The sequence below is a fragment of the Geothermobacter ehrlichii genome (assembly GCF_008124615.1).
In the GTDB taxonomy this organism is placed as follows: Bacteria; Desulfobacterota; Desulfuromonadia; order Desulfuromonadales; family Geothermobacteraceae; genus Geothermobacter; species Geothermobacter ehrlichii.
Window position 1 is genome coordinate 74521 of record NZ_VNIB01000010.1, and the last position, 14144, is coordinate 88664.

General features: G+C 62.3%; 13 protein-coding genes. All 13 read right to left on the reverse strand.

The annotated features are described in order from the left end of the window. Nucleotides 1-243: 243 nt before the first annotated feature. Nucleotides 244-1194: an ornithine cyclodeaminase family protein gene (locus tag EDC39_RS10940; RefSeq protein ID WP_148896427.1), complete on the reverse strand. Its 951-nt coding sequence runs from the start codon at nucleotides 1192-1194 to the stop codon at nucleotides 244-246. 474 nt (nucleotides 1195-1668) lie between these two features. Next, complete coding sequence (locus EDC39_RS10945; RefSeq protein ID WP_148896428.1) at nucleotides 1669-2394, reverse strand: ABC transporter ATP-binding protein; 726 nt, start codon at nucleotides 2392-2394, stop codon at nucleotides 1669-1671. Continuing rightward, nucleotides 2394-3194, reverse strand: a complete 801-nt coding sequence (locus EDC39_RS10950; RefSeq protein ID WP_148896429.1) for an ABC transporter ATP-binding protein — start codon at nucleotides 3192-3194, stop codon at nucleotides 2394-2396. The genes EDC39_RS10945 and EDC39_RS10950 overlap by 1 nt, the downstream gene beginning before the upstream one ends. A gap of 107 nt (nucleotides 3195-3301) precedes the next feature. Beyond that, nucleotides 3302-4324: a branched-chain amino acid ABC transporter permease gene (locus EDC39_RS10955; protein ID WP_222862874.1), complete on the reverse strand. Its 1023-nt coding sequence runs from the start codon at nucleotides 4322-4324 to the stop codon at nucleotides 3302-3304. Between the two features lie 122 nt (nucleotides 4325-4446). After that, nucleotides 4447-5358: a branched-chain amino acid ABC transporter permease gene (locus tag EDC39_RS10960; RefSeq protein ID WP_148896430.1), complete on the reverse strand. Its 912-nt coding sequence runs from the start codon at nucleotides 5356-5358 to the stop codon at nucleotides 4447-4449. Nucleotides 5359-5628: 270 nt separating this feature from the next. Next, nucleotides 5629-6798, reverse strand: a complete 1170-nt coding sequence (locus EDC39_RS10965) for an ABC transporter substrate-binding protein (RefSeq protein WP_148896431.1) — start codon at nucleotides 6796-6798, stop codon at nucleotides 5629-5631. Nucleotides 6799-7140: 342 nt separating this feature from the next. After that, nucleotides 7141-8442 carry a thrombospondin type 3 repeat-containing protein gene (locus tag EDC39_RS10970; protein ID WP_148896432.1) on the reverse strand — a complete coding sequence of 434 codons (1302 nt, stop codon included), beginning with the start codon at nucleotides 8440-8442 and terminating at the stop codon, nucleotides 7141-7143. Nucleotides 8443-8693: 251 nt separating this feature from the next. Further along, on the reverse strand, nucleotides 8694-9305 hold the full coding sequence (locus EDC39_RS10975) for a hypothetical protein (protein ID WP_148896433.1): 612 nt from the start codon (nucleotides 9303-9305) through the stop codon (nucleotides 8694-8696). Between the two features lie 15 nt (nucleotides 9306-9320). Next, on the reverse strand, nucleotides 9321-10013 hold the full coding sequence (locus tag EDC39_RS10980) for a C39 family peptidase (RefSeq protein WP_187426755.1): 693 nt from the start codon (nucleotides 10011-10013) through the stop codon (nucleotides 9321-9323). Nucleotides 10014-10099: 86 nt separating this feature from the next. Continuing rightward, nucleotides 10100-11209, reverse strand: coding sequence for a hypothetical protein (locus tag EDC39_RS10985; RefSeq protein ID WP_148896435.1), 1110 nt, complete (start codon nucleotides 11207-11209; stop codon nucleotides 10100-10102). A gap of 35 nt (nucleotides 11210-11244) precedes the next feature. Next, nucleotides 11245-11835: a hypothetical protein gene (locus tag EDC39_RS10990; protein ID WP_148896436.1), complete on the reverse strand. Its 591-nt coding sequence runs from the start codon at nucleotides 11833-11835 to the stop codon at nucleotides 11245-11247. 29 nt (nucleotides 11836-11864) lie between these two features. Beyond that, entirely contained in the window at nucleotides 11865-12194 is a 330-nt protein-coding gene (locus EDC39_RS10995; protein WP_148896437.1) for a hypothetical protein, read from the reverse strand. A gap of 347 nt (nucleotides 12195-12541) precedes the next feature. Continuing rightward, complete coding sequence (locus EDC39_RS11000) at nucleotides 12542-14083, reverse strand: sigma-54 interaction domain-containing protein (protein WP_148896438.1); 1542 nt, start codon at nucleotides 14081-14083, stop codon at nucleotides 12542-12544. Nucleotides 14084-14144 lie beyond the last annotated feature (61 nt).

Here is a 14144-nt window from a genome sequence, read left to right on the forward strand (position 1 = left end):
CATAGACAAAAGGTTCACGTAGAAAGTGACCTGTCTCCTTGTTGTCCGTGGATTGCGTGCTGAGCACGTAGAGCCACAGCTGTAGGCATAAGCAAATTTTCGAACGGAGACAGATCGCAAAAAAGTCTAGCATAGCTTTTACCGGTTTGGATGTCCATAAGTCCACCAGGTGAACTCAAATGTACCACATGCTCAAGAATCTGAATACTCCGGGGGGACTGTTCCGGGAACTTAGCTCCGTCTCTAGGCGCTTTCTTTCGAGGCTCTCTGCCAGGCGAGCATCGACAGCGCGAGATCGCCCATGGCATGGCCGCGAAAGATGAAGGCGTTGCGTTCCTTTGCGTCGTCCCGGCCGGCCACCCGGCCCAGGACCAGGCCGGAGAGATCGCCCGTCACCAGCTCCGGCGGCGCCAGCCTGTTGGGCATGGCGGCCTCCTGTTCCAGATCGTCGATGATGATCCGGTCGAAGGCCGGCAGGCTCTGCGGGAGCCAGGGCGCGCCCAGGTCGGTGATGGCCGCGAACGCGCCGGGCTTGAGCCAGGCCGCGTCGAGAAAGGGTGTCAGCGTGGCCGAGTAGGTCACCGAGCTGACGATCAGATCGGCGCCAGTCACCGCCTCTTTTGCCGAGGTGCAGACGCAGGCGGACAGCGAGAGGCTTTCCGCCTGGCGCACCAGTCGGTCGATGTTCTTCTGGCCGCGGCCGAACAGCCGGACCTCCCTGAGCGGAAACAGGTCGGCGAAGGCCTTCAGGTGGCTTCTGGCCTGGACACCGCAGCCGACAAAGGCAACTACCGCCGAATCCCTGCGCGCCATGCGCCGGGCAGCGGTCGCGCTCAGCCCGGCCGTGCGTACGGCGGTAATCCAGTTGGCGTCGAGAATGGCGACGGGCAGGCCGGTGACGCTGTCCAGCAGGGTCACCAGGCCGTTGATCTGGGGCAGCCCCCGCTCGGGGTTGCGCGGGTTGAGGACGAGTGATTTGACGGCGAGCAGGCAAGGGTCGTCGGCGGCAGCCAGCGCCGCCATCATGTAGCGGCCATCCTCGGTGTAGATGACAGCCTTTGGCGCGCTCCAGGCGGACTGTTTTTCAAGGCCGGCGATCACCGACTCGATGCTCGCAATGACTTCCTCTGTGGTAATGCCCAGGGACGAAAGCTTCTGCTCGGAAAGGTAGGGGATGGTTTCTTGATTGGTCATAACTGGTTCCGGGGGGGGCACAATGCCCGCTCGTGCAGCAGCGTGTCGGATTCGGGCAGGCCGAACCAATAGCGTGCGTTAGTTGATGTGGTGAGGGTGGCCTGGTATGGCGACCGAGCGAAGTGTGCTATGGAAAAAGGATAGTGGTTGCGAGAAAAATGTCAAAAAACAGTATTATGTCCCTGGAATTTTCTATGTCCCTGGAATTTTCTCATGGCCAAGCTGGTTCTGATTATCTGGGCGGTACTTACGTACAACGAACCCTTTGATGTCACGGGAGGCCCCCGGCTGGCAGCTGCTCGTTCACAAGAAACCGCTGGGGCTTGACACGGAGTTATTAAGAAAGTGTCTGGCCCCGCTCCTGCCATCCCGTCAAGCAGACAGCTGAAAAGTAGACTTTCCGGCACAAAGAAAAGGGCAGGCTCCTTGTGGGCCTGCCCTTTCGGTTTTGTTGCGGATTTCCGGCCTTCGGCCTCAGCCGCCCAGATACGCCTTCTTCACCTCGGGATTGCCGAGCAGCTCTTCGCTGGTCCCTTCGGCGGCGATGGTGCCGGTGTCGAGCACGTAGCCGCGGTGGGCCAGTTCGAGGGCGAGCTTGGCGTTCTGCTCGACCAGCAGGATGGTCATCCCTTCTTCGTTGAGCTGCTTGAGGGTGCGGAAGAGCTCGTACTTGAGCACCGGCGCCAGTCCCATGCTCGGTTCGTCGAGCAGCAGGATCTTGCAGCCGGTCATCAGGGCGCGGCCGACGGCGAGCATCTGCTGTTCACCGCCGGAGAGCGATTCGCTGCGCTGGTTGCGCCGCTCGGCCAGGCGGGGGAAGAGGTCGAAGACCCGCTGGTAGTCCTTGTCGAGATCGGCGTTTTTCTCGCGCGCGTAGGTGGCGAGCTGCAGGTTTTCCTGCACTGTCAGGTTGCCGAAGATGCGCCGGCCCTCGGGCACCAGCGCCAGGTGCAGTTTGCGGACGACGTCGGAAGGGCGGGTGTCGAGGATCGATTCGCCGCGGAAGCGGATATCCCCCTTGGTGACCCGTGGCGCTTCCGGTGGGCGCAGTCGGGCGATGGCGTACAGGCTTGTGGTCTTGCCGGCCCCGTTGGCGCCGATGAGGGTGACGATCTCGCCCTCGTTGACATGGAAGCTGATGCCATGCAGGGCCTGGATGTTGCCGTACTTGACTTCGAGATTTTCGACCGAAAGCAGCATCAGATAGTGTCGTCCCCGAGATAGGCGGTGATGACCGCCGGATGGTTGCGGATCTCTTCCGGTGTTCCCTCGGCAATGGTCTGACCGAAGTCGATCACCTTGATTCGTTCGCACAGCTCCATCATCACGTCCATGTGGTGCTCGATCATCCAGATGGTGATGTCGAAGGTCTGGTGAATCCAGCGCACCAGGCGGATCAGTTCCTGCACGTCGACGGAGTTGAGGCCGGCGGCCGGCTCGTCGAGCAGCAGCAGTTTCGGCTTTTCGGCCAGGGCGCGGACGATCTCGACCTTGCGCTGCAGACCATAAGGCAGGTTTTTCGGCACTTCGTCGGCGTAGCCGTCGAGCTTGAAGATTTCGAGCAGTTCGCGCGCCTCGCGTTCGATTTCCGCTTCGCGCAGGCGGTAGGTGCGGGTGCGGGCGACGGCGTGGAAGAAGCCGTAGCCCAGCTTGCCGTGGCGGGCGACGCGGATGTTGTCGAGCACCGACATGTCGTTCCACAGCCGGATGTTCTGAAAGGTGCGGGCGACGCCCAGCGCCGTGACCTTGTGCGGCTTCAGGCCGGTGGTAGGAACGCCGCAGACGCGGATCTCGCCCTCGCTCGGCTGATAGAAGCCGCTGACCAGGTTGAAGACCGTGGTCTTGCCGGCGCCGTTGGGGCCGATCAGCCCGACCAGCTCGCCCGGATGGAGCTCGACGTTGAAATCGCTGACCGCCGTCAGGCCGCCGAAGCGCTGGGTCAGGCCGCGTATTTCGAGCACCGGGGAGTTTTCGGTCTGTGATACTGGTTGCTGGGTCATAGACTTAATCGGAGGCACCGGGCTTCACAAGTGCCGGGCGCCGGGTAAGATTTCCAGTCAATAAACGGCATTCAGGCTTTTCCGAGCGCCAGGCGCCCGGCGCCTGCCTACTTGAATCTGTAAAACCGCTTCAGCCAGGGAAAGACATCCCCCAGTTCCTTGTTGCCCAGAATCCCTTCGGGCCGGAACTGCATCAGCACGATCAGCAGCAGCGGAATGACGATCCACTTGATGATCTGCAGCGGCCGCAGCGCCTCGAGCAGCAGGGTGAAGAGGATCGCCGACAGCACCGAGCCCGACAGCGAGCCCATGCCGCCGAGGTAGACCATGACCAGCGCCTCGGTCGACTTGAGGATGTTGAAGGAGCCCGGGTTGACGTAGCCGACGACGAAGGCGAACAGGCCACCGGCGACGCCGGCCAGTCCCGACGACACCATGAAGCTGATGGTCTTGATCTTGTTGGTGTTGACGCTCATGATCTCGGCCGCCACCTCATCCTGGCAGATGGCCGAAACCCCCTTGCCGAAGGTGGACGAGACGTAGCGCCGCAACAGCCAGATGGTGAAGACAGTGAAGGCAAAGACCCAGATCACCATCCAGGGCAGGTAGACGACATCCTCCATGGCGTTGAGCACCCGCTTCATGCCCATGAAGCCGCGCGAGCCGCCGATAGCGCCGATATTCTCGATGGTGCTGATGATGATGTAGTTGGCGGCGATGGTGATGATGGCCAGGTAGTCGCCGCGGGTCTTGTAGGAAGGGATGGCCACCAGCAGGCCGGCCAGGGCGGCGGCTATTCCGCCGGCCAGGATCACCACCGGAAAGGCGTAGATGGCCAGGTCGGGATCGAGCACCGGCGGACCGAAGACCTTGTCCTTGGCGAACAGCCAGACGCCGAGCAGCGAGCTGACATAGGCGCCAACGCACATGAAGCCGGCGTGACCGCAGGAGAATTCCCCCATGTAGCCGTTGACCAGATTGAGGCTGGCCGACAGGATGACGTTGATGCCCATGAACATGAGCACCGACAGTACGTAGAGACTGACCATCTCTTCGTAGGCCAGCCAGGTGATCAGGCCGCCGGCCAGAATCAGCAGGATATGAACGGAATAGCGTCGGAGCATAGTCATTTTAAATCAACCACAAAGGCACGAAGGACACGAAGAGAGTGGATAAGGGACTTTTTTCGAGGCCAGCTCATCTGGGTTTGAAATCCCTTTGTGATCTTCGTGGCTTCGTGGTGGGTTTCCCGTTAAATCTTCGTCGTCTTCGCCACCCCGAACAGACCTGTCGGTTTCAGGGTGAGGATCACCAGCAGCACGGTGAAGGCGATCAGGTCGCGGAAGGTCGAGGGGAAGAAAGCGACCACCATGATCTCCACCGCGCCGAGCAGAAAGCCGCCGAGAAAGGCGCCGCGGATGTCGCCGATGCCGCCGACCACGGCGGCGATGAAGGCCTTCCAGCCGATCAGCGCCCCCATGTACGGCTCCAGCACCGGGTAGCTCATGGCGAAGAGCAGGCCGGCCAGGCCGGCGAAACCGGAGCCGAGGACGAAGGTGGCGACGATAATATTGTCCATCGGTATCCCCATCAGGGGCACCGCGAATTTGTCGTAGGAGATGGCCCGCATGGCCATGCCGACGCGGGTCTTGGTGACTACCCACTGCAGAAAGAGAAAGACCAGCACCGCGGTGACGATGACGCCGATCTTCAGATTGGTGAAGCTGACGCCGCCGACGGTGTAGACTGTCTCCTTGATCAGGGGCGGAAAGGCCTTGCGGCTGGCGCCGAGGATGGCCAGGTTGGCGTGCTCGAGAATCAGGCCGCACATCAGGGCGGTGATGACCACGTAGAGCCGGTTGGCCCCCTTGCGCCGCAGCGGCCGGTAGGCGACCCGTTCGAGGGTCACCCCGACCAGCGAGGTGAGGATCATGGTCGCCGGAATGGTCAGGGCCAGCACCAGCCAGCCGGGCAGCCCGAGGGTCGACAGAAAGAAGGTGGCGACGAAAAAAGCGATGTAGGCGCCGACCATGAAGACGTCGCCGTGGGCGAAGTTGATCAGCGTCAGCACCCCGTAGACCAGGGTGTAGCCCAAGGCGATCAGGGCGTAGAAACTGCCCCACTGAAGGGCGTTGATGATGTTCTGGAGTATGGAGGCGAGCATTCGTTCCTCGCGGCTGAGCAAAACACACCATCTGCGGCGTTATGCTGGCCCGGTAGCCTTCGACGCGCTTGGGGACGCGCCTCAGTCTCCCGGTCTGCGCAAGCCTTGCATCTGGTGTCCTTTGCTCAGCCGTTCACCGTTTCGGTTAGAAAAAACTGTCTGCGCAATCCGTGGGCGAAAACGCCGTCAGGGAAGTCCCCGGCGGGCCGTTACTGCCGACCCGCCGGGTTGTAACGTAAAATGGGCAGTTTTGTCAAACTGCTTTTGATTTTATTCCGGGCAAACCGACTCCTTGAACTCGAATTTGCCGGTCTGACTGATCTGGACGACGACGGCGCACTTGACCGGGTCGCCCTGCTCGTCGAACTTCATGCTGCCGGTGATGCCGTCGAAGCTCTTGATGGCGGCGATCCCTTCGCGGATGGCCTTGCGGTCGCGGCGCAGCTTGCCGGTCAGCTTGCCGGCGTTCTGGATGCCCTGCAGCACGACGCGGGTGGCGTCCCAGGTCAGGGCGGCGACATCGTCAGGCACATAGCCGTACTTGGCCTTGTAGCGGTCGATAAATTCCTTGGTGGCGCCCTTGGCGCCGGCGGCGGCGTAGTGGGTGGAGAAGTGCAGCCCCTTGCAGTCGTCGCCGCACAGGGTCATCAGCTCGGCGCTGCCCCAGGCGTCGGAGCCCATGAACTCACCCTTGTAGCCGAGCTTGCGCGCCTGTGGCACGATCAGCGCCACCTGGTTGTAGTTGTCGGGCACGAAGATGAAGTCGGGCTTGGCGGCGATGATCTTGGTCAGCTGGGCGGAAAAGTCCTGGTCCTTGGTGCCGTGCGACTCAAAGGCGACCACGCTGCCGGCGCCCATCTTCTTTTCGAAGACATCGCGGAAGATTTCGGCCAGGCCCTTGGAGTAGTCGTTGGACAGGTCGTAGAGCACGGCGGCGGTCTTGGCGTTGAAGGTCTTGACCGCGAAGTTGACGGCGACCGGTCCCTGGAAGGGATCGAGGAAGGCGGCGCGGAAGACCCAGGGACGATCGCGGGTGGTGTCGGGATTGGTCGACCAGGGCGAGATCATGACCACACCGTTGTCGTCGCAGACCTGGCCGGCGGGAACAGCCTGTTTCGAGGAGTTGGGGCCGACGATGGCCAGCACCTCGTCTTTTTCGATCAGCTTCAGGGCGGCGGTGACGGCCGACTCCGCCTTGGCCTCGTTGTCCTCGTAGATGAACTCGAGCTTGTACTTCTTGCCGCCGACCTCGAGGCCGCCGGCGCCGTTGATGTCTTCCTTGAGCATTTCGGCGGCGAACTTGGACGATTCGCCGACCTTGGGGATGTCGCCGGTCAGGGGAATGTTGAAGCCGATTCTGATGGTGTCGGCGGCAACGGCCGGCAGGGCCAGCAGCAGGCCCAGGGACAGGGTCAGAAACAGGGTTGCAGCACGTCTCATTCTCTCCTCCTTTTGTTTGAGTTGGGACTGCCGAAAATCTGAACGGCATAGTCTCCATTCGAACGCGTTCGGCCGCCGGCTCCTCCATCCGGCGACGAACGGATTAAAGATACACGATTTCTGATGTTTGTGCTGAATAAAAATCGATTCGACGGGGAGGAATGATTGCGCCGGGATTGGTGAGCGCGACACCGGAGTTCGTCCCAAGTCACCGGCCTGTAACGACTTTTCCCGAATCGCCCGCCAATCCGGGAGGGCGATTCGGCATGTTCGGCATGGTGGAAAAGCTCGTCCAGGCCGGGGGCGTGCTTTCTCCGTCCGGCATGGGTTCACCGATTCGGGTCAGAAACTGATCGGCAACCGCGCGTCGATGCTGAAGTCGGGCGCATCGTCGGTCAGGCCGATGCCCAGCGACAGGGTGAGTGCTGTGCTGTCCGAGATCGAATAGGTGGTGCCCAGGTAGACGGTGCCGACATTGGCGTTCGAGTTCATGATCGTATGGCCGTTCTGTTCGCTGTCGAAGGTGAACCGTTGCTGGAAGGAGAGGCTGGTGGTCAGTCGGTCATTGAGGGCGTAGGCCATGCCGAGGCCGAATTCGACGCTGTCGCCGGGGTCGATCTCGCCGTAATCGACGCCGCCTTCGTTGCCGACGTTCCGCTTGAAGTTGAAGTAGTAGCCGAGATTGAAGTAGAGCACAGCCGGATCGGTGGGCACGATGCAGTTGGTGCCGACGGCGAGGCCGTAGTGGCCGTTGCCGAACGGCAGTTCGTTGGTGCGTTCCTTGCCGTCGATGGTGATGGTGTTCAGGCCGTAGGGATCCTTGCCGGTGCGGCTTTTGGCTCGCAGGTAGAAGATGGTCTGCGGCGCCCACCAGTCGAGGTCGCCGAAGGCGTGCCAGAGCAGCGAGGCCTCGATGTCGCCGATGCCGATGCCGTCGACGCTGTGCTGGGTCAGGTCGTTGCCGGACGGTCCGGTGGCGAAGGTCGTTTCGTCGTGCCGGTAGAGGTAGGGAATCTTGGTTTCGATCTGCAGCCGGCTGGTCAGGCCGTAGCGCAGGTTGAGAAAGCCGGTGATGATGTGGCGTTCCACGTCCTCGCTGACGATGTCGCCGAGAACGACCGACTGGAAGATGGTAAAGCCGCTGATGGCGATCCGGGTGCGCGAGGTGTAGCTGTACTGCAGGCCCGGTTCGATTACCAGTTTGCCCTTCGGCAGCAGCACCCCGCCCTCGGAGATGAGCAGGGCCTCCTGGCTGCGGGTGATCTTGTCGCTGCCGCCGGCGCCTCTCTTCTGCTCCGGCTTCCGGTTGCTTTGCGCCAGCTGGGGCTGTGAACATCCCCTGACGTCGACGGTGCTGCCGGCGGCTGTCTGCGGGCAGCGGTCGAGATAGTCGAAGATGCCGTCGCCGTCGGCATCCTGTGGGCACCCGTTTTCGCCGACCTTCAGGCCGGCCGGCGTTTCGGGGCAGATGTCCCGGTTGTCGGGGATGCCGTCGTCATCGCTGTCGTCGCCGAAGAAATTGAAGGCGAGCAGGTTTGGTGCGGCGCCGGCGGCTTCGGCAAGGACGGGTGGCGACAGAAGGAAAGTCGACAGAAGGATCAGATACAGAGCAGTCTTTGACGGAGCGGTGTGAGCATGGTGCATTGCAATCCCCCTTTGCTGACCCCTGGCTGCCGAAAAAGGCCCGTTTGCGGCATTGTCCTCATCTCTTGGCGTTCGACGTACAGTTCCGGGTACGTCTCGGGGCTCGAGAATTCGGATGCCTTGCATCCAGGGTGCGTCAACGAGTTGCGCCGGTCGCCGACCGGCGACCGGCTGTCCATTGTGAAATGACTGTCCTGAATTCTCCGGACGAGATCGAACCTCATGCAACCCGGCGGCCGGATTGACTCCGGTCACTGGGTCATGCCGAGCATTTCGGTCAGGGCCGAGCGAACCCGCTCGGCGGTCGCCGATTCCTGAACGTTGAGCATCCAGAGATTGATGGCCAGCCCCGAGGTGACAACGTTGTCGCTTCCCGGCACCTGGGTGATCTGGAAGGCGCCGCTGCTGCCGTCGAAACCGCCACTGATGATGGCCATGGGGTTTTCCCCCGGTGGTTCGGGCGGCTGTTCGGACGGGGCGGCGTCCCGGTCATCGACCTGCAGCGGCGGAGTGCTGGGCGGGGAAGGCGTGTCGTCTCCGTCGGTCAGAGTCAGGTGGAGATTGCCGTCCTGTTGTTGTGTCCCCATGCCGAAGTTGTAGGCCAGGCGGGCACTCGGAAGGCCGGGGGTCGGATCGTCGTGTCGCCAGTAACCGGTGAAGCTGATGGTGAAGTAGAAGTCGAAGTAGCGGCCACGGGTCTGTTCCAGGGCCGTATCCTCGACCGAAACCAGCTGGCTGGTATCCAGACCCAGCTCGGGTTCGGTTGCGCCAAGGCTGATGAGGGGTGAGCTCAACAGGAAGGCCAGCAGCAGGGCGAGCATGAACAGGCTGTTCATTGCCAGAAAAACTGCTTTGCCGTACATGGCTGTCTCCTTGCTTCAGCGCCGGAACTCGCCGGCGCCGATGAAAAGATTACGCATCAACAGATCGTTCGCTTGCCACAGCGCGATGCGATTGGCTGCCGGTGGCCCGGCAAAAAGGTCGTAACTGGTACTGGCCTCGCGGCCGAATACGGCGAAAACCAGACCGTTCCAGCTTGTCGCGAATTCGTCGAGCGGAATGACCCGGTGCCCCATGGCCGGGTCGGCGATGTAGGCTTTTCCGTTTCTGACGGCGTTGAGCACCACGAAATGCGTGTATCCCTTGATCGTCAGCAGGGTGATGGTTGGGATACGGATCCGCTCCAGTTTTTCGACCGGTATGCGGTAGCCGGCGGCCCGGTAGCCGGCATTCTCGGCGTAGTGCTTCAGGTCGAGCAGGGAAAAGCCGCGTCTGCGGATCAGTTCGCGATCACCGTTTTCGACCAGCCAGCGAACGATCCTTTCTTCCGTCACATCCCTGTCCCGGTAGAAGTAGCTCATAATGGTCGCCAGGGCCGCGGCGCCGCAGCTGAAGTCGGTCTTTTGCCGCACGATGTTGTCGAATTTCAGATCCTTCAGGCTTTTGACCGGCTGCCGGATCATCCACGCCTGGCCGCCGACCCGGATCTGGAAGCGAGCGGCGCAGGCGGGCTGTCCTGCGATCAGCAGGCCGGTCATGAGGGTGATGAACAGTGCGGAACCGAGACGCATGGGTTTCTCCCGCCCGCTGGCGACACAGCGGGCCTGCATGAGAAGACGATCCCGGCAACCATGGCTGCCGGGATCGCCGCGGGTGGTTATTCGGTCACCCGCAGACTCGAATCGAGCAGGGCGGAGACGGCCAGGCCGTTCGCCTGCAGGTTGCCGGTGCCGGCCGCCACGTTTACCCCGATGTTGCCGTTGGCGCCCTGGAGGGCGTTGCCGCTGAGGCTGGCGGTGTTGGTGGTCGGGTAGGTGACGCAGCGGAAGTCAACCCGGAAAGCGGTGTAGTTGCCGTCGAGGGTCACTTCGGCATCCTCGTCAAAGAAGAGTTTGCCCGACTCGCCGAATGCCAGCGCGCCGCCGTCGTCGTTCAGGTCGCTTCCTCCCTGAACGTCGTCGTCGAGATCGAAATGCCCGATTTGCGGACCACCGCCATGGGAATCGCCCTGCCAGATGTCGGGATAGATATCGCCGATCTGGTCCGAGGTGCCCTCATAGCGGCCGTCCGGCAGGGTCATGGTGCCCTCGAGATGCATGGTGCCTGTTTCAAAGGAGCCTTCAAACTCTATTCCCTTGTCGGGCACGTTCAGGGTGCTGTTGTCCTCGCTGACCTGGTTGACCCCCGCCGAGGCGATGCCGAAGCTGCTCGGACCGACGCTGATGGCGGTCATGTTGCTCTGGGCGTTGCCGGTGCCGGCGACGATGTTGACGCCGATGTTGCCGTTGGCGCCTTGCAGGGCATTCTCAGTGAGGGTGGCGTTGTTGGTGGTGCCGACATTGCCGGTCGAATTTTCCTCGCTGGTCTGGGTTTTGTAGATCTCGGCGTCGACCAGAGAGCCTTCCGCCTCGGTAGAGGCGATGGCGGCCAGGTTGTCTTGGGCGTTGTTGGTGCCGGCAGCCAGGTTGACGCCGATGTTGCCGCTGGCTCCCTGCAGGGCGTTGCCATCGACGGTGGCGTTGTTTTCGAGTTTGTAATTGTAGACCTCGTTTTCTTCCAGCTTCTGCTGGTTGTTGATGACGGCCGAAGATGTGCCGAGGGGAGTCAGCTTGCCTTCGATCTCCACTTCGACTTCGATTTCCTTTTCGAGCTCCATCTTCAGCTTGACTTCGTTGCCCTTGTCTTTGTCGTCTTTGCCGTTGGCCAGTGCCAGGGCCGGCGCCAGGATGAAGGGCAGCGCGATGAGCAGGCAGAGAATGCGTTTCATTGTGTTTCCCCCTTTTCGTTGCTTGCTGGTGGTTGTCAATAGATCTCCATGGTTGTCAGTGAAACACCGATGCTGTTGCGAATGCTGTTGCCGGACCCGGCCGACTGGCTGATCTGCACCAGCCCGCTGCTGTTGGCGAGCGCCTGTCCCTGAATGACGTCGGCGCTGGATTCTCCGGCGGAGGATCCATGTCGTGCCGGCTGCCCGCGGGCGCTTTCCAGATCGGCGAGCGAAACCGGCGCGCCGCCGCCGATTTCGATGGTGGCGAGATTGGCCTGGGTGTTGCTCGAGCCGGCAGTCTGGTTGACGCCGATCAGGCCGCTGGCGCCGCCGAGGGCCGCTCCCCCGATCAGGTCGAGGGCCCGGGTCCTGTCGCCGTGGCCGTCCACCGCTGCCCGCTGTTCCACGGCGGCGACGGGGGACGGTCCCTGGCTGTCCCCGAGGATCAGCGCATGCATGTTGCCCTGGACGTTGTTCGAGCCGGCAGCCATGTTGATGCCGATGATGCCGGTGGCGCCGCCGAGGGCCTGATCGACGAGGCGGGTGCTGTCGGAACGGACCTCTTTTGCCGGAGCTGTCGTGGCGACAAGCAGCAGGGTCAGCAGCACGGGAATGACAGCTTTCACTTTTTCACCTCCTTTCCTTTGTCTGATCGTTATCGGCTTTGCCGGGTGAGTATGGTTGCCGCCATGTTGCCAGTTCCCTGGAGGCTGGTGATGCCGGTTTCGGCACGGTTGCCTTCGTCCCAGAGGATGACCTCGGCGGTAGTTGTCATCGGACCGGTCGTGGTGTCGAACGCCGGCAGGAAGCGTCCCCGGATTTCCTTCAGCTCTGCGTCGCTCAATCCCGCCGGCATGTCCGCCTGCTCGATGGCGGTCATGGACCGGTCGTGTCGGCCGTTGCCGGCGGCCGAAGCAGGTTCGCCCGTCGCGATGAAAGCCGGCAGGCAAAGCAGAATCAGGGTGATGATCGGTCGATGGCGCATGAGCTGTCCTCGCTGGTGAGTTGGGTGCCTGTCGTGGGCACCGGACACGCTTGTTTCTCGCAATAGCCGTGCCCGAAAATAAATATCTGTAAAATCAATGCGTTATAAGGGGTTGTGCTGTTGGATGTGTCGGCCCTCCCGACACCCGGGGATTGGATGGGAGGGGCTGCCGCTGGCAGAAGGGGCGTGTTTTTGGAGGGTTGGGTGGTGACGGAATGAAGTGTCGGGTGTCGGCGGCAGCCGACACCCCGGATTGCTGAAAGGGGACGCGCCATTCCGGATGCTCTGCATCCAGATTTTTTGCGCTGCCAGGATTGTCGGCAGTTCGCAGGGGGCTGCTGCCTGTGTCAGTTTGGGTGGTGTTCTCTCTTGAGCTGCTGCAGATCGATGTCGTATTTGCGGAAGCGGTCGTAGAGGGCGGGGCGGCTGATGCCGAGAGTGCGGGCGCTGCGGGCGACGTTGTAGCCGGTCTGCTTCAGGGTTTCGACGATCAGTTCCCTTTCGGTGTGACCGACCTGGCTGCGCAGATCGGCCGGTCTCCTGTGGCAGGTGCCGCCATTCAGTTCCAGGTCCACGGGTTCGATTTCTCTGCCCGTGGCCATTACCATGGCTCGCCGGACCCGATTGATCAGCTCTCGGACATTGCCCGGCCAGTCGTGGGTGCGCATGGCCCGCAGCGCCGCCGACGAGAAGGTGGTTGGCCCGTCCGGGCCGTGCGGCCGGTGTTTCTGCAGCAGATAGCGGGCGATGAGAACGACGTCGTCTCCACGGTCGCGTAGCGGCGGCAGGTAGATGGTGAAGCCGTTGAGCCGGTAGAAGAGGTCCTGGCGGAACTGTCCCCGCTCGATGCGGCTTTCAAGGTCGCAGTTGGTGGCGGCCAGGACGCGGACGTCGACCTGGCGCCCCTGCTTGCCGCCGAGGCGTTCGACGATCCGGTCCTCGAGAAAACGCAGCAGCTTGGCCTGCAGCCCGAAGGGCAGGTCGCCGATCTCGTCGAGAAAAATGGTGCCGCCGTCGGCCTGGACGAATTTGCCGTCCTGGCTCTGGTAGGCGCCGGTGAAGGCGCCCCGGGTGTAGCCGAACAGTTCCGCTTCGAGCAGGCCTTCGGGAATGGCGGCGCAGTTGATGACGACGAACGGTTTGCTGCGGCGCGCACTCCGCTCATGAATGGCGCGCGCGGTCAGCTCCTTGCCTGTGCCGCTTTCGCCGAGAATGAGCACGTTGAGGCCGGTGGGGGCGACCTTGCGGATCAGCGAAAAGACCCGCAGCATTTCCGGGTGGGTGCCGACGAATTCCATGCCCCGGTCGGGGGTGAAGCTCTTGAGCAGCTCGGCGTCGATCAGCTGCAGGATCTTGCGCACCCGTTCCGGATCGATCAGCTTCAGCTTGGTCTGCAGGCGCGGGCCGAAGGTGTCCTGCAGATGCTCTTCGAGATAGCTGTCGTTGGCGAAGTCGAGACGGTGTCCGCAGAGCCAGCAGATGCCGTTTTGCAGCCCGCAGTGCTTGCCGGGACAGCGCGGAGCCGGCGTGTGGCGGCCCATGCCGCAGGCGCAGTAGGGGCAGTTGGAGAGGGGAAGCAGCTTCTCGCGCAGAAACCGCCACAGCATTTCACCTTGGTGCTGGTCGACGTTGAGCAACTGGATGGCCGTGCCCTGGCTCGGCTTGCGGCGCGGGGTGACCACCTGCCCCTGCAGGTCGATTTCGCTGCCGCCCGGCAGACGGGTTCGGAGCAGCAGCGGACCGAGTTCGGGATCGAGATTCCTGTCAAGCAGGGCGCTGCTCAGGCTCAGTTCGCTGATGGTGGCCGAGGCGAGAAAATCGGGTTCGGAACCCTGCCGGTAGATGCGCGCTGGCAGCTCCGTACTGACACGGGCATCGAGACGCCACATGTTCTCACCCCTCCCAGGATGCTTTGCCGCTTGATTGGGATTGTATGGTGTATGGATGAAT